This window comes from Ruegeria sp. BE3 (assembly GCF_056538865.1).
Genome location: NZ_JBQFTW010000004.1, coordinates 42,162 through 59,058, shown reverse-complemented (window position 1 = coordinate 59,058; position 16,897 = coordinate 42,162). Strand labels below are relative to the sequence as shown.

General features: G+C 59.0%; 16 protein-coding genes. 10 read left to right on the top strand and 6 right to left on the bottom strand.

Annotated elements, in window-relative coordinates:
• Nucleotides 1-35: 35 nt before the first annotated feature.
• Both ACR0AZ_RS11690 and moaA read right to left on the bottom strand, forming a co-directional pair.
• Complete coding sequence (locus ACR0AZ_RS11690; RefSeq protein WP_480470325.1) at nt 36-1,358, bottom strand: 3-deoxy-D-manno-octulosonic acid transferase; 1,323 nt, start codon at nt 1,356-1,358, stop codon at nt 36-38.
• 1 nt (nt 1,359) lies between these two features.
• Complete coding sequence (moaA, locus tag ACR0AZ_RS11685) at nt 1,360-2,367, bottom strand: GTP 3',8-cyclase MoaA (protein WP_480667505.1); 1,008 nt, start codon at nt 2,365-2,367, stop codon at nt 1,360-1,362.
• Between the two features lie 92 nt (nt 2,368-2,459).
• Here moaA and ACR0AZ_RS11680 point away from each other — a divergent pair, with 92 nt between their 5' ends.
• Nucleotides 2,460-2,876: a hypothetical protein gene (locus ACR0AZ_RS11680; RefSeq protein WP_480470323.1), complete on the top strand. Its 417-nt coding sequence runs from the start codon at nt 2,460-2,462 to the stop codon at nt 2,874-2,876.
• Here ACR0AZ_RS11680 and ACR0AZ_RS11675 read toward each other — a convergent pair.
• The 3 genes from ACR0AZ_RS11675 to glmU are packed head-to-tail and all read right to left on the bottom strand — an operon-like array spanning nt 2,864 to nt 6,729.
• Complete coding sequence (locus ACR0AZ_RS11675) at nt 2,864-3,556, bottom strand: DNA alkylation repair protein (RefSeq protein ID WP_480470322.1); 693 nt, start codon at nt 3,554-3,556, stop codon at nt 2,864-2,866. The two genes, ACR0AZ_RS11680 and ACR0AZ_RS11675, sit on opposite strands and share 13 nt — an antisense overlap.
• Nucleotides 3,553-5,373: a glutamine--fructose-6-phosphate transaminase (isomerizing) gene (glmS, locus tag ACR0AZ_RS11670; RefSeq protein ID WP_480667504.1), complete on the bottom strand. Its 1,821-nt coding sequence runs from the start codon at nt 5,371-5,373 to the stop codon at nt 3,553-3,555. The genes ACR0AZ_RS11675 and glmS overlap by 4 nt, the downstream gene beginning before the upstream one ends.
• Nucleotides 5,374-5,376: 3 nt before the next feature.
• A complete protein-coding gene (glmU, locus tag ACR0AZ_RS11665; protein WP_480667503.1) occupies nt 5,377-6,729 on the bottom strand; it encodes a bifunctional UDP-N-acetylglucosamine diphosphorylase/glucosamine-1-phosphate N-acetyltransferase GlmU in 1,353 nt (450 codons plus the stop codon).
• Here glmU and ACR0AZ_RS11660 point away from each other — a divergent pair.
• The 4 genes from ACR0AZ_RS11660 to ACR0AZ_RS11645 all read left to right on the top strand — a co-directional run bounded on the left by ACR0AZ_RS11660 (nt 6,671) and on the right by ACR0AZ_RS11645 (nt 10,092).
• Nucleotides 6,671-6,850 carry a hypothetical protein gene (locus ACR0AZ_RS11660; protein ID WP_299945780.1) on the top strand — a complete coding sequence of 60 codons (180 nt, stop codon included), beginning with the start codon at nt 6,671-6,673 and terminating at the stop codon, nt 6,848-6,850. The two genes, glmU and ACR0AZ_RS11660, sit on opposite strands and share 59 nt — an antisense overlap.
• A gap of 13 nt (nt 6,851-6,863) precedes the next feature.
• Complete coding sequence (locus tag ACR0AZ_RS11655) at nt 6,864-7,535, top strand: HAD-IA family hydrolase (RefSeq protein WP_480470319.1); 672 nt, start codon at nt 6,864-6,866, stop codon at nt 7,533-7,535.
• A 39-nt stretch (nt 7,536-7,574) separates the two neighbouring features.
• Nucleotides 7,575-8,765: a DegT/DnrJ/EryC1/StrS family aminotransferase gene (locus ACR0AZ_RS11650; RefSeq protein WP_480470318.1), complete on the top strand. Its 1,191-nt coding sequence runs from the start codon at nt 7,575-7,577 to the stop codon at nt 8,763-8,765.
• 163 nt (nt 8,766-8,928) lie between these two features.
• Complete coding sequence (locus ACR0AZ_RS11645; RefSeq protein WP_480667502.1) at nt 8,929-10,092, top strand: isovaleryl-CoA dehydrogenase; 1,164 nt, start codon at nt 8,929-8,931, stop codon at nt 10,090-10,092.
• A 47-nt stretch (nt 10,093-10,139) separates the two neighbouring features.
• On the opposite strand, the gene ACR0AZ_RS11640 is transcribed toward ACR0AZ_RS11645, so the two are convergent.
• Nucleotides 10,140-10,745 (bottom strand): OmpW/AlkL family protein, encoded by a 606-nt coding sequence (locus ACR0AZ_RS11640; protein ID WP_480667501.1) that lies wholly within the window; start codon nt 10,743-10,745, stop codon nt 10,140-10,142.
• Between the two features lie 136 nt (nt 10,746-10,881).
• On the opposite strand from ACR0AZ_RS11640, the gene ACR0AZ_RS11635 reads away from it, so the two are divergent.
• Genes ACR0AZ_RS11635 through ACR0AZ_RS11615 form a run of 5 tightly spaced genes read left to right on the top strand, consistent with a single transcriptional unit; the run spans nt 10,882 to nt 16,841 of the window.
• Nucleotides 10,882-12,408, top strand: coding sequence for an AMP-binding protein (locus tag ACR0AZ_RS11635; protein WP_480667500.1), 1,527 nt, complete (start codon nt 10,882-10,884; stop codon nt 12,406-12,408).
• The gene (locus tag ACR0AZ_RS11630) at nt 12,405-12,881 is read left to right on the top strand and encodes a hypothetical protein (RefSeq protein WP_480667499.1); all 477 of its coding nucleotides are present in this window, start codon (nt 12,405-12,407) and stop codon (nt 12,879-12,881) included. Before ACR0AZ_RS11635 ends, ACR0AZ_RS11630 begins: the two co-directional genes overlap by 4 nt.
• Nucleotides 12,878-14,482 (top strand): carboxyl transferase domain-containing protein, encoded by a 1,605-nt coding sequence (locus ACR0AZ_RS11625; RefSeq protein ID WP_480667498.1) that lies wholly within the window; start codon nt 12,878-12,880, stop codon nt 14,480-14,482. Before ACR0AZ_RS11630 ends, ACR0AZ_RS11625 begins: the two co-directional genes overlap by 4 nt.
• A gap of 1 nt (nt 14,483) precedes the next feature.
• On the top strand, nt 14,484-14,909 hold the full coding sequence (locus ACR0AZ_RS11620; protein WP_480667497.1) for an ASCH domain-containing protein: 426 nt from the start codon (nt 14,484-14,486) through the stop codon (nt 14,907-14,909).
• Nucleotides 14,910-14,912: 3 nt separating this feature from the next.
• Nucleotides 14,913-16,841: an acetyl/propionyl/methylcrotonyl-CoA carboxylase subunit alpha gene (locus tag ACR0AZ_RS11615; RefSeq protein WP_480470311.1), complete on the top strand. Its 1,929-nt coding sequence runs from the start codon at nt 14,913-14,915 to the stop codon at nt 16,839-16,841.
• The last annotated feature ends 56 nt before the right edge of the window (nt 16,842-16,897 follow it).

The window sequence follows — 16,897 nt, the reverse complement described above, 5'->3', positions numbered from 1 at the left end:
CGAGGGGCCAGCCCCTCGTGCTCCCCGAGATATTTTTAGCCAGATGAAGAGGGATCCCGTGCGCTCAGGTTGAGTTGGGTGCACAGGGTTCCGATGACGGAATTCAGGGCGTTGGACTGTGTGTTGACGCAGGATTTTGCTGCATCGCGCGCGCTTTGAAGTGCTTGTGGGTCTGAGAGCCAGTGGGCAACAGCTGCTGAGAGCTCGGACGCGGTTTCGACCTGCACTGCACCGCCGGTTTCGATCAGGGGGGCGAAGGTTTCGGCGAAATTGAAATATCCGGGGCCGGTGAGGACGGCGGCACCGGCTTGGGCAGGTTCAAAGGGGTTGTGGCCTCCGATCTCTTTCAGAGAGCCGCCGAGGAATACGATGGGACAGAGCGCATACCAAGTGCCCAATTCGCCTAGCGTGTCTGCCATATAGACCTGTGTCTGTGCAGCGATCGACTGGTTTGTACTGCGCTGTGCATGGGTGAGCCCCTCAGTACCGATCAGCTTGCTTAGCTCATCTCGACGCTCGGGGTGGCGCGGGATCAGCAGCAGCAACAAGTCGGGCCAACGGCTGAGCAGGGCTTTGTGCGCTGCGAGCACGGTTTCTTCTTCGCCTTGATGTGTAGAACTGGCGATCCAGATTGGGCGGTCGCCGATCTGGTTTTTGATCCAAGACAGGGCCTCAGTATCTATGGGTAGCGGATCGGACATGGCCTTGAGATTGGTGCCGGGTCTTACTTTATCTGGCGACGCGCCCATAGCGATCAGATTGCTGGCGGTCCTGTCGTTCTGGGTCAGGAACAGGTTGAAATGGCTCAGGATGAAGCGCGCAGTTTTGGGTCGTTTGATCCAACCGGCCACAGATTTCTCGGACAATCGGGCGTTCAATAAGGCCAGTGGGGTTCCGCGCTTTGCCGTCTCAACGATCAGGCGGGGCCAAATCTCGCTTTCGACGAAGATTGCCGCATCCGGTTTCCAGTGGTCCAGAAACCGGCGCACCGGGCCTTCGCTGTCGAGCGGCGAATATTGATGACGCGTACGCGGGGGCATGCGTTTGGCGATCAGTTCGGCCGAGGTTGGCGTGCCCGAAGTGATAAGGAATTCGACGTCGGGCAAGCGCTCCGCCAATCGCTTGATCAGGCTAAGGACAGACAAGCTTTCGCCAACGCTGGCGGCGTGAAACCAAATCAGGCGGGTGTTGGGGCAGGGTAGGCTGGCGTGGCCCAGCCGCTCTTGTTGGCGGGTTTCGGGGACGTCGGCAGCCTGCAACTTGGTGCGTACTTTGCGCCAGATCAGTGGTCCGACAAACGAGGTCAGGCCGCAGTACAGGTTGTACAACAGTGTTGGCTGTTCGTCGGGGCCAGGCAAGTCAGCCGCCTGTGTGGCTCATGTGGCGGCTCATCTGGCCATCGACGGCTTGCCGGGAATAGTCGAAATCATGGCCTTTGGGCTTGAGATTGATCGCCGCGCGGATCGCGTCTTCGAGCGGTTTCTCGGTATCGGGGTGGTCGCGTAGCGGCGCGCGCAAGTCAGCCATATCTTCCTGTCCGAGACACATATACAACTCGCCGGTGCAGGTCAGGCGTACGCGGTTACAGCTTTCGCAGAAATTATGGCTCAGCGGCGTGATGAAGCCGATTTTCTGACCCGTTTCCTCAAGCCGGACATAGCGGGCCGGGCCGCCAGTGCGTTCGGCCAGATCGGTGACCGAATAGTGGTTCTCATATTCCTTGCGCACGTCTTTAAGCGACCAATATTGATCCAACCGGTCTTCGTTGCCGATATCCCCCATGGGCATGACTTCGATCCAGGTCAGATCCATGTCACGTTCGGCGCACCATTCGGTGATGCGGGGCAGTTCAGGCTCGTTGAAGCCTTTTAGCGCCACCGCGTTGATCTTGATCCGTAGCCCGGCCTTTTGGGCGGCATCAATGCCGTTCAAAACTTGCTTCAAGCGTCCCCAGCGGGTGACCTTGGCAAACTTGTCATCGTCCAGCGTATCGAGCGAGATGTTCACACGACGTACACCGGCCGCATAAAGATCATCTGCAAAGCGATGCAGTTGTGAGCCATTGGTGGTCAGCGTCAGTTCTTTCAACGCGCCGCTGTCCAGATGCCGCGTCATGCTGTTGAAGAAAGACATAATATTCCTGCGCACCAATGGTTCCCCCCCGGTGATGCGCAGTTTCTGCACCCCGAGGTTTACGAAGGTCGTGCACATGCGGTCCAGTTCTTCCAGCGTCAGCAGGTCTTTTTTGGGCAGGAACTTCATGTCTTCCGACATGCAGTAGACACAGCGGAAATCACAGCGGTCCGTGACAGAAACGCGGAGATAAGTGATGGCGCGGGCAAATGGATCGATAAGCGGAGCAGTCATGCTGGTATAGGTAAAGCGCGGGTGGCCTACCGGCAAGGGCGATTTGTGTTTTTGGCTGGCACAGATCGGTGCGGCGCTCTAGATGTTTGAGCATGAGATATGCGTTGCTATTGGTTTGTGGCCTTGTCGCGGGCTGTGATGCGGTTCGGTCCACGACCGACCGGGTTTTTGGAGGTGCGCCGACAGAGCCGGAGCCTGCACCCGCCGTTGCTGAACCTGTAGAAGCGGCACCCACCGAGGTGGTTGCCAATGCGGGCTGGGCTGGTGCGAAACGTACCATCGCAGGTTTGGGTGACCCAAACACACCGGGACGCTGGCTGCAGACACCTTTGGTTGAAACCGAGATTAATGGTCGCGTTGTTGTGCCTCGGACAGGTGCGCAGGCCTATGTGACGCTTGTACCCGCGCCCGGGCCTGAGGGGGGCGGCGGACGATTGTCGCTTGAAGCGATGCGCGCCCTGCTGATCCCGTTTGATGAGCTGGTTGAGCTGGATGTTTATTCAGACTGAAGGTATTTCCCGGCCTCTTTGCGGGCGAAAGGTTTCATCGCTGCGCCGTGCTGATCGAGGAAATCTGTCACGCGTTTGGGGTCATGCTTGGAAAGCTCGCGCAGCCACCAGGCTATGGCTTTCTGAATGAACCAGTCCCGGTCAGGCACATATCTCGCGGCCCAGCTCAGCACGCGGTCTCGGCATGCCAGCTCCTCGGGCTTCGGGTGGTTTTGCTTGGTCCAGGGCAAGGTGGCGACCAGCGCCGCGCGCCGGGTCCACATGTGGTCGGACTGGGTCCAGTTTTCAACTTGATCCAGCCGCGAAGGATCGGCAGCGAGCCGCTTTTGCATTGCCATGCAGGCATGGTCCGCTATGGCCCATGCGTCAAAATCGGGTAGCCAGCTTTGTAACAGATCCCATACGACATCATCCGGGCGGATGCGTGCTTGCGTCAGCAGCTTTGCAGCGGCTACGCGGGCCTCGTGTATGTTGGTTTGCCAAAGGGCCGATGCCAGCTCGACCCGTCCGGGCACGTCGAGTTCGCGCCGCCAACCTTTGGTCAGATCATTCAGGATCGGGTTAGCGACGCCAAGATAGGTGCGGTCGGCCTTGTGATAGTCCGCCACCTGTGCCGCCCGCATTGGGTCGCTATGGATTTTGATCTGATCCAGATGAGTCTTTAGCAGAGCGTCGCTCATTCGACAGTCACGGATTTCGCCAGATTGCGCGGCTGATCCACATCCGTCCCCTTGGCGACGGCAGTATGATAGGCGAGCAATTGTGCGGGAACCGAATAGAGGATCGGCGTAAGGCTCGGGTGCACATGCGGCATGCGGATCGTGCTCCAGGCTTCATCTCCGGCTTCGGCGATGCCGTCATCGTCGGACACAAGAATGACTTTGCCTTTGCGTGCCATGACCTCTTGCATGTTGGACACGGTTTTGTCGAACACCGTGTCGCGTGGGGCCATGACCACCACTGGCATGTGCTTGTCGATCAGGGCGATGGGTCCATGCTTGAGTTCACCTGACGCATAACCTTCAGCATGTATATAGCTGATTTCCTTCAATTTTAGCGCGCCTTCCATGGCGAGCGGATACATCAGGCCACGCCCCAGAAACAGCACATCACGCGCCTCGGACAGGCGTTGGGCTGATTTGCGGATGGCGCTATTTTCGTCCAGTGCGGTATTCAGAACCGAAGGCAGCCCGCGCAGCGCCGCTGCGTGGTCTGCCAGTTCTTCGTCGCTCAGAGTACCACGATCCGCCGCGGCTTTGAGCGCCAGCATCAGCAAAATGCTCAGCTGACAGGTAAAGGCCTTGGTCGAGGCAACGCCGATCTCGACACCGGCGTGAATCGGTAGAGTAATATCGCTTTCCCGCGCAATCGAGCTTTCAGGAACGTTGACGACAGAAACGATCTTGTCTGCCTTGCCTTCGCAATAGCGCAACGCGGCGAGCGTATCTGCGGTCTCACCCGACTGGCTGACAAACAGCGCCAATGTGCGGTCGGTGATCGGAGGTTCGCGATACCGAAACTCGCTGGCGATATCGACCTCGACGGGCATTTTGGCCAGTTGTTCGAACCAGTACTTGGCGGTCAGGCAGGCATAGAAAGCGGTGCCACAGGCCACCATGGTCAGGCGGTCGAGCTTGGTGAAGTCCAGTTCTTCGGGCAGAACCACCTGGTCGCCGCCAGTCGGCAGATACGACCGGATCGCCTCGGCTACCACAACCGGCTGTTCGGCGATTTCCTTGGCCATATAGTGCTTGTGCCCGGCTTTGTCAGCGCGCGACTGATCCACCTTGATCTGGCGCATCTCGCGATTGGCGATCTCACCAGCTTCGTTGCGGATTTCAAGCGATGTGCGGGTTAGCACCGCCCGGTCGCCTTCTTCCAGATAGGTGATGCGATCAGTCAGCGGCGCCAGGGCAATCGCGTCCGAGCCCACATACATCTCACCATCTCCATGCCCGATGGCCAAAGGCGATCCCTTTCGGGCAGCGACAATCAGATCGTCCTGTCCGTTGAACAAGAAGGCGAGCGCAAATGCGCCCTCAAGCCGATCAATCGTTTTATAAGCAGCGTCAACCGGGTTCAAACCTTGTGACATGTAGTGCTCGGTCATCAAGGCGACGGTTTCCGTGTCGGTTTCCGTTTGAAAGCCGATGCTGTGTTCGGCCAATTCTGCGCGCAGTTCGCGATAATTCTCGACAATGCCATTATGCACAACAGCGACAGGTCCGGCCTGATGCGGATGCGCGTTGCTGATCGAAGGCGCACCATGCGTAGCCCAGCGGGTATGACCGATTCCGGATTTGCCGGGTAGGGGATCGTGAACCAAAAGGTCGCTTAGATTGACGAGTTTGCCTACAGCTCTGCGCCGTCCAAGCGTTCCATCATTGACCGTTGCAATCCCGGCGCTGTCATAGCCGCGATATTCCAGCCGTTTCAGCGCCTCGACCAGAATGGGGGCTGCTTCGTGACTGCCCAGAACACCAACAATTCCACACATAAATCAGGCTCCTTTGTCGCGGCGCGCTTTCTTCGCCCTCAACATATCAAACAATTTACGGGCATAGCCGGGCTTGTTTTCCTGCTTGGCGCGCGCAACGGCCAGTGCGTCCGTTTCGACATCCTTGGTCACCACGGTTCCCGTTGCGGTCATCGCTCCGTCGCCCAGCGACACCGGAGCGATCAGCATCGTGTTTGAGCCGATGAACACATTCTCGCCAATCGTGGTTTTGTGTTTCATCACGCCGTCATAGTTGCAGGTGATCGTACCGGCCCCGATATTTGTTGCCGCCCCGACCGTGGCATCGCCGATATAGCTGAGGTGATTGACCTTCGCGCCCTCGGCGATCTCGGCATTCTTGATCTCGACGAAATTGCCGATGCGGGTGTTTTCGGCCAACTCGGTTCCCGGGCGCAAGCGCGCATATGGGCCAACAGTGGCACCTCGGCTGACGTGGCAGCCCTCCAGATGCGAAAACGCGCGGATCGTGGCACCGCTTTCGACGGTGACACCTGGGCCGAAGACAACATGTGGTTCAATCACGGCATCGCGCCCGATGACGGTATCTGCGGCAAGATATACGGTCTCGGGGGCCATCAGCGTGACGCCAAGATCCAACAGATCGGCCCGCGCCTGCACCTGAAAGATTGCATCCGCCGCCGCCAGGTCGGCACGAGAGTTCACGCCCAGCGTTTGTGCCTCATCGCAGGCGATTGCGGTCACGCGCAAGCCGCGGTCGCGCGCGATTTCTACCACGTCGGTCAGGTAGTATTCGCTTGAAGCATTATCGTTGCCCACCGCATCGATCAACGAAAACAGCGTTGGCGCATCACACGCCATAAGACCCGAGTTACAAAAGGTTATGGTGCGCTCTTCATCTGTCGCGTCCTTGAACTCGACGATCCGCTCTAGCGTATCGCCCTGCATCACCAAACGACCATACCGTGCGGGATCGGCAGCCTCAAAGCCGAGAATGACCAGATCATTCTCAGCCCTCGCAGCGATCATCCGCTCCAGCGTCTCGGGTTGCAGAAAAGGCGTATCACCGAACAACACGACCGCATCACCCTCGAACCCGTCCAACGCATTGCGCGCCTGCGCCACTGCATGTGCGGTTCCAAGCTGTTCTTCCTGCACAGCGATCTGTGCAGTCTCGTCTTCGGCCTTCGCAACCTTCGAGACAGCCTCGGCCCCGTGGCCCGTGACGATCACGGTGTGTTCGGGCGACAGGACGGCTCCGGCGCGCATGGCGTGGATCAGCATCGGTACCTGTGCAATCGGGTGCAGGACTTTGGGAATGTCAGAGTTCATTCTTGTGCCTTTCCCGGCGGCAAGAATGACAAGGGCGGTGGTCATGAAATCGTTTTCTCTTTGTGTTTTGTTGCGCCCCGTTTTATCCGCTGAGGTCAAAGGCGCAAGCGGTTCAGCCATCAAACAAGATTGCCGTTTGCAACATGGGGCGGCGAAAAACCGCTGAGGCAGGAGGCAACATGCGTACGGTGATCTTCGATCTGGACGGGACTTTGGCGGATACCTCCGGTGATCTGCTGGCAGCGGCCAACCACTGTTTCCGGCAGATGGGGCATGGGGATGTGCTGGTTCACGAGCAGGATGCCGGGGTCGCCCTGCGGGGCGGGCGGATGATGCTGACGCATGGGCTCAGGCGCGTCGGAGCCTATGCCGACGATACAGTTCTGGCTTACTATCCGGTCTTGCTTGAAGCTTATGCTGAAGCGATTGACACGCACACCCGGTTCTATCCTGGTGCTTTGGATGCTGTCGAGCGTCTGTCGCAAGCGGGGTATGGCGTAGGTATCTGCACCAACAAGCCCGAGGGTCTCGCAGATCTCTTGCTGACTCGAATGGGCGTGCGGGACAAATTCGCCTCGCTGGTGGGGGCAGACACACTGCCCGTGCGCAAACCCGATCCCGAGCCGCTGCGCGAAGCGGCACGGCGCGCAGGGGGGCATCCGGACCATTGCGTTCTGATCGGTGATTCAGATACGGACCGAAATACCGCACGCGCTGCAGGTGTGCCCTCGGTGCTGGTCACTTTTGGCCCTTCCGGGGAGGATATGGCCACGCTGGAGCCCGAGGCGCTGCTGCATCATTTTGATGATTTGCCGAAACTGGTTTCCGATTTGATCGGAGCGGCGGCGTGATCTCTTGACCCTTGATCATTTCGGCCTCAGAACCAATCCATGACCGAGATTTTCACTGGCAGTTTCACCCAACAGGAACCTATCCCCGATGAAGCGATCGAGGCCGCATTGGCCGTGATGCGCCATGGGCGCTTGCATCGCTATAACGTCGCGCCTGATGAATTAAGCGAGACGGCATTGCTGGAACAGGAATTTGCCGCTCAGATGGGGGCGAAATATTGTTTGGCCGTCTCATCGGGCGGTTACGCTTTGGCCACCGCGTTGCGGGCCGTGGGGATCGGGCCGGGTGATCCGGTTTTGACAAACGCGTTTACGCTGGCCCCTGTGCCGGGGGCTATTGCGTCGGTCGGGGCGAAACCAATTTTTGTCGGCGTGACTGAGGCACTGACCATTGATCTCGATGATCTTGAGGCCAAGCTGGATCAGGCCAGGGTGCTGATGCTCAGCCATATGCGTGGGCATCTGTGCGATATGGATCGGTTGATGCAGATGTGTAACGCGGCCGGGGTGATTGTGATCGAGGATTGCGCGCATACGATGGGGGCGGCCTGGCAGGGTCAGCTCTCCGGGCGACAAGGGGCAATCGGCTGTTATTCGTGCCAGACCTATAAGCATGTGAACTCGGGCGAGGGCGGATTGTTGGTTACGGATGACCCGGAGCTGGCTGCAAAAGCTACCATGTTGTCCGGGTCATATATGCTCTATGAGCGCCATCTGGCCGTGCCTGGTCCGGAGGTGTTTGAGCAGATCAAATACACCACACCCAACGTTTCGGGCCGTATGGACAATCTGCGTGCTGCAATCCTGCGTCCTCAATTGCGGGTGCTGGATCGCCAGGTTGCACGCTGGAACGAACGGTATGATGAGATCGAGCGTGGGTTGCGCGAAACACCGGGTCTTACGGTTGTCGAGCGTCCTGCCGGGGAAACTTATGTCGGCTCGTCTATCCAGTTTCTGTTGTTGGATTGGACTCCGGAGCGCATTGCCGAAGTCACCCGCCGCTGCGCCGCACGCGGGGTCGAATTGAAGTGGTTTGGCGGGGCAGAACCTTCGGGCTTTACCTCGCGCTATGACAGCTGGCGGTATGCGGACAGTGCGCCGATGCCCAAGAGCGACAGGATTCTGGCCGGGATCATGGATATGCGTGTTCCGTTGACGTTCTCGCTGGAGGATTGTCGCCTGATCGCGCGGATCATTCGGGCCGAGGTGGGCGCGGTTTATCAATCGTAATCCAGCGGAGCGCGCTTTCAGCGCACGCTCGGTTTTTTATGAAAACGCCGCCCTTGCTGGGCGGCGTTTTGCGTTGATCCGCGCGGCGTCGTTGACCGGACGTGGAATCGCTGCTATCTGTTTATTGAACACTTGTTCATTAACGCTGCTAGAGGAGCCCCGCATGTTTATGGCCACTATGCAATTCGATCTGGGTGAGGATGTGAATGCCCTGCGTGAGATGGTCCACCGCTGGGCGCAGGAACGCGTGAAGCCGATGGCGGCTGAGATTGACGCCTCGAACGCCTTTCCGAATGAGCTGTGGAAAGAGATGGGAGAGCTTGGGCTGCTGGGCGTCACTGTGCCCGAAGAGTATGGCGGGGCGGGGATGTCCTATCTGGCGCATACCATCGCGGTGGAAGAAGTGGCGCGGGCCTCGGCCTCGGTGTCTCTGTCTTACGGGGCGCATTCGAACCTCTGCGTGAATCAGATTAAGCTGAATGGGAATGACGAGCAGAAACAGAAATATCTGCCACGTCTGATCTCGGGCGATCATGTAGGGGCGCTTGCTATGTCTGAGTCCTCAGCCGGGTCGGATGTGGTGTCGATGAAGCTGCGTGCTGAGAAGCACAACGATCACTACCGACTGAACGGCAACAAATACTGGATCACCAACGGGCCGGATGCGGACACGCTGGTTGTTTATGCCAAGACCGATCCGGAGGCAGGATCCAAGGGGATTACCGCCTTTCTGATCGAGAAAGAGATGAAGGGATTCTCGACCTCGCCCCATTTTGACAAACTGGGGATGCGAGGGTCGAATACGGCAGAGCTGATCTTTGAAGATGTAGAAGTGCCGTTTGAAAACGTGCTGGGCGAAGAGGGCAAAGGCGTCGCGGTTCTGATGTCCGGGCTTGACTACGAGCGCGTCGTTCTGGCCGGAATCGGTACGGGCATAATGGCCGCTTGCCTGGATGAGGTCATGCCTTATCTGGCCGAACGCAAACAGTTTGGTAAGCCTATTGGATCATTCCAGCTGATGCAGGGTAAGATTGCGGATATGTATACCGCAATGAACTCGGCGCGCGCCTATGTCTATGAGGTCGCTAAGGCTTGCGACCGAGGGGATGTGACCCGTCAGGATGCGGCGGCGTGCTGTCTTTATGCCTCGGAGCAGGCGATGGTGCAGGCGCATCAGGCCGTGCAGGCGCTGGGCGGGGCCGGGTTCCTGTCGGATGCGCCGGTCAGTCGGATTTTCCGCGACGCAAAACTGATGGAGATTGGCGCAGGTACCAGCGAAATCCGCCGGATGCTGATCGGTCGCGAAATGATGAACGAGATGCTGTGACGGAAAACCCCGCGATTCAGTGAGCCGCGGGGCTTTTTACGATTGGATCAGAAGCGATGGACGTAGGAAACGCCGATCAGCCAGGGATCAATTTCTGCGGTGCCAATATCGGCTCCGTCAAGTTTGACGTCCGAGTCGATGTCGAACCAGCGCACGTTCAGGCGAATGGCACCTTTTTCGGTGACCATGTAATCCAGACCGGCCTGCAGCGAGACGCCGAAGGAATTGTCCAGGTCCAGATCGCCCAGGGGCGAATCTTCTTCGAAGAAGATGGTGTAGTTCATACCGGCGCCGACATAAGGCTTCCACGCGCTGTTGGTCGGGAAGTGATAGTTCAGCGACAGGGTGGGCGGCAGGTGTTTGACGCTGCCCGCATCGACGCTGCCGCCGAGGGTGACGTCATGCTTGTAGGGGGTCGAGGCCAGCAGTTCGATCCCGAGGTTGTCCTGGATGAAATACTCGACAGTGAAGATCGGGCGGGTGTCCGAGTCGACATCGGCGTCAAATCCGGCCAGAGAGCCGTTGTTGGATTTGGGATCCAGATAGCCGACACCGACACCAACGGTCCAGTCGCCCTGGGATTGGGCGAAGGCCGGGGCAGCCAGCGCAACAAATGCGGTAGAAAGGGTCAAAGCGGCGAGTTTCTTTGTCATATTCATGCCTTTGGTTCTGTTGATGCACGTGTTGTGATGACTCCGCGGACGCAGAACTCTGATCTGCATCAAGTTTCTGTGATTTATGCGTCGGCCGATGGGGCGCTAAATCACTGCAAAACAAAGAGAAATATGCATGTGTCCCGCTGAGGTCATACCGGGCCTGCGCTCTGATCAAAGCTGGGAGCTTCCCGACCGGCTGAACATGGCGCGCCAATGCTTGTCCCAGCCCGCTGACCGGGTCGCCATCCTTGATCTGACTGCATTCGAAAGTCGCGCGATCCGTGTCGCCGATCTGCATGAAATGGTAGATGGCATTGCCCGGGTGTTACTAGACCGTGTTCAACCGGTCGAGCGGGTGGGGGTGCTGCTTAGCCAATCACCCTGGTGCGCCGCAGCGCATCTTGCGATCTGGAAGATCGGTGCGATTTCGGTGCCGCTGTTCAAACTGTTCAAGCGCGATGCCTTGGCCTCTCGTGTCGGCGATGCAGGCGTGCGGCTTGTCCTGACGGACGCCGAAGGTGCCGCGTTGCTGGGCGATCTGGCACAGCCGCTGCTGGCCGATCAGATTGGGCAACAGGGCGAGGCGGTCCCCTTCGCAGATACGGGGCCCGAGGATCCGGCGGTGCTGATCTATACGTCCGGCACCACCGGCAGCCCCAAAGGCGCATTGCACGGGCACCGGGTGCTAATGGGCCACCTGCCGGGCGTCTCGATCAGTCACAACCATCTGCGAGACGATGATTGTCTGTGGACACCCGCTGACTGGGCCTGGATCGGAGGGCTGTTCGACGTGCTGATGCCAGGGCTTGCGCTAGGAGTTCCTGTGGTAGCTGCACGCTTGGACAAATTCACCCCCGAAGCCTGCGCCGAGGTCATCGCACGAGGCGGGGTGCGCAATGTGTTCTTTCCCCCAACCGCGCTTCGCATGCTGAAGGCTGTGGATCAGAGCGTCCCCGGCTTGCGCTCCGTCGCCTCGGGCGGAGAGCCTTTGGGGGCCGAGATGCTGGCTTGGGGGCAGCGGGCGTTTGGCCTGACGATCAACGAGTTTTATGGCCAGACCGAGTGCAATATGGTCGTGTCTTCTTGCGCCGAGGACTTCCCGGTGCAGCCCGGCTGTATCGGCAAGCCGGTGCCGGGGCATGATGTGGCGGTGATCGACTCTGACGGCAATCCGACGACTGAGGAAGGCGATGTTGCCATCCGGCGCGGCTCGGCCTCGATGCTTCTGGAATACTGGAACCGGCCTGAGGCCACCGCAGAAAAGTTCCGCGACGACTGGCTGATCACCGGAGACCGCGGCAAGTGGGAGGGCAACTATCTGCGCTTCGTGGGCCGCGATGACGACGTGATTACTTCGTCGGGCTACCGCATCGGCCCCGCCGAGATCGAGGATTGTCTGCTGACCCACCCGGCGGTGGCGACAGTGGGCGTGGTCGGCAAACCTGACCCGCTGCGAACTGAGATCGTGAAGGCGTATGTGGTGTTGAAGCCGGGCGTTGAGGCCGCGGAGCAGGAGTTGCAGGATTGGGTCAAGGACCGTCTGGCACAGCATTCCTATCCGCGTGAGGTCGCGTTTCTGGACGAGTTGCCGATGACGGTGACGGGTAAGGTGATCCGCAAGGAATTAAAGGCGCGGGCGGCTGGGGAGGTTCATGAATGAAGCGACTTCTGACACTGTGTGTATTGTCCTTTGGCGCTGCCGCTTCGCTAACTGCTGAGGAAACGATAGAAACGCTGGATGTCCCTGCTTGGTTTGACGGTTGCACAGCGCTTTCCAGCACCATCATAGCGGGCGAAATGGATACTCGATGTATGTCTTCAGCATATGATTATTGCGAACTTGGACATTCACCCGAGGACCGGCGTGTTTGTATAGAGAAGTTAAACGCTCATCTTCTGGCAAAGACCCTAGAAATCGGGGAGGGCTTGCCAGATCAAGTAGCGGGTTTGAGCGGCTTTAAGAAATGGTCTTACCCGCGTCGTTTGGAGAAATTCAGAAATGATGAATTCGATCCAGACTGCTCTCAAATGACAGAGTTTATGTGTGAGACTATTAATATCGTAGTGCGATGGAGCGTAGCCAGAGATCTTGAACGCTTGTCAGATGCGCCCGGAGGATCGGAAGTAGAATGAAACTCACATCCAAAGCCATGCCCACCTCAGAGGGCTTCAAGGCCAACCGTACAGCCCACCTCGACGCGCTGTCACAAATCTCCGCCGCCGCCGAAGCCGCCCGCATGGGGGGCGGTGAGAAATCCCGCGCGCGGCATGAATCTCGGGGCAAGATGCTGCCTCGGCGTAGGGTGGCGAACCTGCTCGATCCGGGGTCTCCGTTCCTCGAAATCGGCGCGACGGCGGCGCATGGGATGTATGGCGATGCTGCGCCCTCTGCCGGAGTGATTGCCGGGATTGGTCGGGTACAAGGGCGCGAGGTCATGGTGGTCTGTAACGACGCCACCGTGAAGGGCGGCACTTATTACCCGATGACCGTCAAAAAACACCTCCGCGCGCAGGAGATTGCCGAGGAAAACCATCTGCCTTGCATCTATCTGGTCGATAGCGGCGGCGCGAACCTGCCCAATCAGGATGAGGTGTTTCCCGACCGCGACCATTTTGGCCGCATCTTCTACAATCAAGCGCGGATGAGCGCGAAGGGCATCCCTCAGATCGCTGTGGTGATGGGCTCATGCACGGCGGGCGGGGCTTACGTACCCGCGATGTCGGATGTGACGATCATCGTGAAAGAGCAAGGCACGATCTTTCTGGCCGGACCGCCTCTGGTGAAAGCGGCAACCGGAGAGGTTGTTAGCTCCGAGGATTTGGGCGGAGGTGACGTCCACACCCGCCTGTCTGGTGTGGCGGATTATCTGGCCGAAGATGATGCCCATGCGCTGGCTCTGGCCCGTCGTGCGGTCGGGTCCTTGAACCTGCGCAAGCCGCAGACGGTGGATTGGGCCAGCCCCGAAGACCCGGCCTATGACCCCGAGGAAATCCTTGGCGTCGTCCCCGCCGACCTACGCACGCCCTATGACATCCGTGAGGTGATTGCGCGTTTGGTTGATGGCTCTCGGTTCGATGAATTCAAGCCGCGCTTTGGCGAGACGCTTGTCACGGGCTTTGCCCATGTCAAAGGCTGTCCAGTCGGAATCATCGCCAACAATGGCGTGCTGTTTTCCGAGGCCGCGCAGAAGGGCGCGCATTTTGTTGAGCTGTGCTCGCAGCGTCGCATACCGCTGGTATTCCTGCAAAACATCACCGGATTCATGGTCGGTCGCAAATACGAAAACGAAGGCATCGCGCGGCATGGCGCCAAGATGGTGACGGCGGTGGCGACGACTTCGGTTCCCAAGATAACGATGCTTGTTGGTGGCTCATTCGGGGCTGGAAACTACGGAATGGCAGGTCGCGCGTACCAGCCGCGGTTTCTGTGGACCTGGCCGAATTCTCGGATATCGGTGATGGGCGGCGAGCAGGCGGCGGGCGTTCTGGCCACCGTCAAACGCGACGGGATCGAGCGGCAGGGCGGCACTTGGTCAACCGAAGAAGAGGCCGAGTTCAAACGCCCAACGCTGGAGATGTTCGAGGAGCAGTCGCATCCGCTCTATGCCTCGGCCCGTCTCTGGGACGATGGCATCATCGACCCCCGTAAATCGCGCGACGTGCTGGCCCTGTCACTCAACGCCGCGCTGAACGCCCCGATCGAGGAGACACGTTTCGGCGTGTTCAGGATGTAAGATGAGCGTTTCATTGAATGATGTCATGGTCCGCTATCCAGGCGCGCAGACCTTCAAGTTTGGGGACAGCGCAACGCTGAGTGCAGAGTTGTTGTCGTTGGTGCGTTCAGGTCGGAAAACGGCAACCTGTGGTGCTTTGCGCGACTACCCAGAGGGCAGCGTTGACACTCCGGTCGTTGGGCGACGGGATATTGCGTTGGAATGGGATGATCGTCCGGCTTTGGTGATCGAAACGGTCGAGGTGTCGACCTGTCGATACTGCGATGTGACCGAAGATTTTGCATTGGCGGAGGGTGAAAACGAAACGCTTGAGGGATGGCGCGAAGATCATCGCCGGTATTTTGAGCGCAATGGCGGGTTCGATCCAGAGATGGAATTGCTGTGCGAACGATTCCGCCTTGTCGAAGATCTGGCGGCTGAGGGGTAAGCTATGTTCAACAAAATCCTGATTGCCAACCGGGGCGAGATTGCTTGTCGTGTGATGGAAACTGCTCAGAAGATGGGCGTATCCTGCGTGGCTGTTTATTCCGATGCGGACGCTTCGGCCAAGCATGTGCAGATGGCGGATGAGGCTGTACATATTGGCGGTGCGGCCCCGGCTGAGAGTTATCTGAAGGGCGATGTGCTCATTCAGGTGGCGCTCGATACGGGGGCACAGGCGATCCATCCGGGCTATGGCTTTCTGTCCGAGAATCCTGACTTTGTGGACGCTGTTGAAGCAGCCGGTCTGACCTTCATCGGGCCATCGGCAGGAGCGATCCGCAAGATGGGCTTGAAGGATGCGGCCAAGGTACTGATGGAGGAAGCGGGGGTACCTGTGGTGCCCGGTTATCATGGCGACAATCAGGACCCCGAACATCTGGCCGGGGCGGCGGATACCATTGGTTATCCCGTCCTGATCAAGGCCGTTGCAGGTGGCGGCGGCAAGGGGATGCGGCTGGTCGAGAAGCCCGAGGATTTCTCGGCTGCTTTGGACAGCGCGCGCGGTGAGGCGAAGACGGCGTTCGGTAATGATGCTGTGTTGGTCGAGAAATTTGTCGCCAAGCCCCGCCATATCGAAGTGCAGGTGTTCGGCGACGGCAGTCATGCAGTGCATTTGTTTGAACGCGATTGTTCGTTGCAACGGCGGCATCAGAAGGTGATCGAAGAGGCCCCGGCCCCCGGCATGACCGTTGAGATGCGCGAGGCGATGGGGCAGGCGGGCGTGCGTGCGGCTGAGGCGATTGGCTATAAGGGCGCGGGCACGGTTGAGTTCATAGTCGATGCCTCGGACGGGCTGCGGCCTGATCGGTTCTGGTTCATGGAGATGAACACGCGCCTGCAGGTGGAACATCCGGTGACTGAGGCGATCACCGGCATTGATCTGGTCGAGTGGCAGTTGCGCGTGGCGGCGGGGGAGAGCCTGCCGAAACAGCAGAATGATCTATCGATCAATGGTCATGCCTTTGAAGCACGGCTTTATGCCGAGGACGTGCCTAAGGGCTTTCTGCCAGCGACGGGTACTCTGACCCATCTGCGCTTCCCGGAAGGCTGCCGCGCCGATAGTGGCGTGCGGGCCGGGGATACGATCAGCCCTTGGTACGATCCGATGATTGCCAAGGTCGTGGTGCATGGCCCGACCCGCGCGGTTGCTTTAGAAAGCCTGCATCGCGTCCTGCGCCGGACCGAGGTTGCCGGGACAGTGACCAACCTTGCATTTCTTGGTGCTCTGACGCGTCACAGTGGGTTTGCATCTGGTGACGTGGATACGGGTCTCATCGGTAGAGACCTTGATGAACTGGTGAAAGAAGCCGGCACGAATAACGTTTCGACAGTAGCTGCCGCGATGACGGCGCTTGGTCTGGTCGAGACGGATCCAGAGACGGGCTTTACCCTGTGGGGGGCACTGCATCGAGCGGTGCAGTTGTTGCGGAATGGAGAGGTCGTTGATCTGGATGTGCAGGTCGAAAGTCAGGACCGGCAGATTTGGCAGGTCGAGGGCGCGCAGCTGATCGCGCAGCGCCGAAACGGCTGGGTCCTTGATGGGACACCCATGCCCAAGGTCGCTATTGCCGGGTCCCAGATCACCGTGTTCGACGATTACGGGCAGGTGTTCGAGATTGTTGACCCTCTGGACCGCGATGCAAGTGCCGCGGGCGATACAAATGTAATCGAAGCGCCGATGCCCGGTTTGGTCAAGGCCGTCTTTGCCTCCGCAGGGCAGGCGGTGAAGGAAGGCGATCGTCTGGCCATTCTGGAGGCCATGAAGATGGAGCATTCTCTGTTGGCTGCTCGAGATGGGGTGGTGGCCGAGGTGCTGGCCGAGGCGGGTGCTCAGGTCGAGGCCGGCGCGGCGCTGGTTCGCTTGGCCGAGGATTGATCTGTTCGGCCCGTGCCTTGCGTGGCACAGTCGGGTCATATCCTACTTTGAAACAA

Coding starts and splice junctions, on each gene's coding strand:
- ACR0AZ_RS11645 (WP_480667502.1), top strand. CDS start 8,929: ATGTTTATGGCCACTATGCAATTCGATCTGGGTGAGGATGTGAATGCC.
- moaA (WP_480667505.1), bottom strand. CDS start 2,367: ATGACTGCTCCGCTTATCGATCCATTTGCCCGCGCCATCACTTATCTC.
- ACR0AZ_RS11680 (WP_480470323.1), top strand. CDS start 2,460: ATGAGATATGCGTTGCTATTGGTTTGTGGCCTTGTCGCGGGCTGTGAT.
- ACR0AZ_RS11650 (WP_480470318.1), top strand. CDS start 7,575: ATGACCGAGATTTTCACTGGCAGTTTCACCCAACAGGAACCTATCCCC.
- ACR0AZ_RS11640 (WP_480667501.1), bottom strand. CDS start 10,745: ATGACAAAGAAACTCGCCGCTTTGACCCTTTCTACCGCATTTGTTGCG.
- ACR0AZ_RS11625 (WP_480667498.1), top strand. CDS start 12,878: ATGAAACTCACATCCAAAGCCATGCCCACCTCAGAGGGCTTCAAGGCC.
- ACR0AZ_RS11675 (WP_480470322.1), bottom strand. CDS start 3,556: ATGAGCGACGCTCTGCTAAAGACTCATCTGGATCAGATCAAAATCCAT.
- ACR0AZ_RS11630 (WP_480667499.1), top strand. CDS start 12,405: ATGAAGCGACTTCTGACACTGTGTGTATTGTCCTTTGGCGCTGCCGCT.
- glmS (WP_480667504.1), bottom strand. CDS start 5,373: ATGTGTGGAATTGTTGGTGTTCTGGGCAGTCACGAAGCAGCCCCCATT.
- ACR0AZ_RS11660 (WP_299945780.1), top strand. CDS start 6,671: ATGTCAGAGTTCATTCTTGTGCCTTTCCCGGCGGCAAGAATGACAAGG.
- ACR0AZ_RS11615 (WP_480470311.1), top strand. CDS start 14,913: ATGTTCAACAAAATCCTGATTGCCAACCGGGGCGAGATTGCTTGTCGT.
- ACR0AZ_RS11635 (WP_480667500.1), top strand. CDS start 10,882: ATGTGTCCCGCTGAGGTCATACCGGGCCTGCGCTCTGATCAAAGCTGG.
- ACR0AZ_RS11620 (WP_480667497.1), top strand. CDS start 14,484: ATGAGCGTTTCATTGAATGATGTCATGGTCCGCTATCCAGGCGCGCAG.
- ACR0AZ_RS11655 (WP_480470319.1), top strand. CDS start 6,864: ATGCGTACGGTGATCTTCGATCTGGACGGGACTTTGGCGGATACCTCC.
- glmU (WP_480667503.1), bottom strand. CDS start 6,729: ATGACCACCGCCCTTGTCATTCTTGCCGCCGGGAAAGGCACAAGAATG.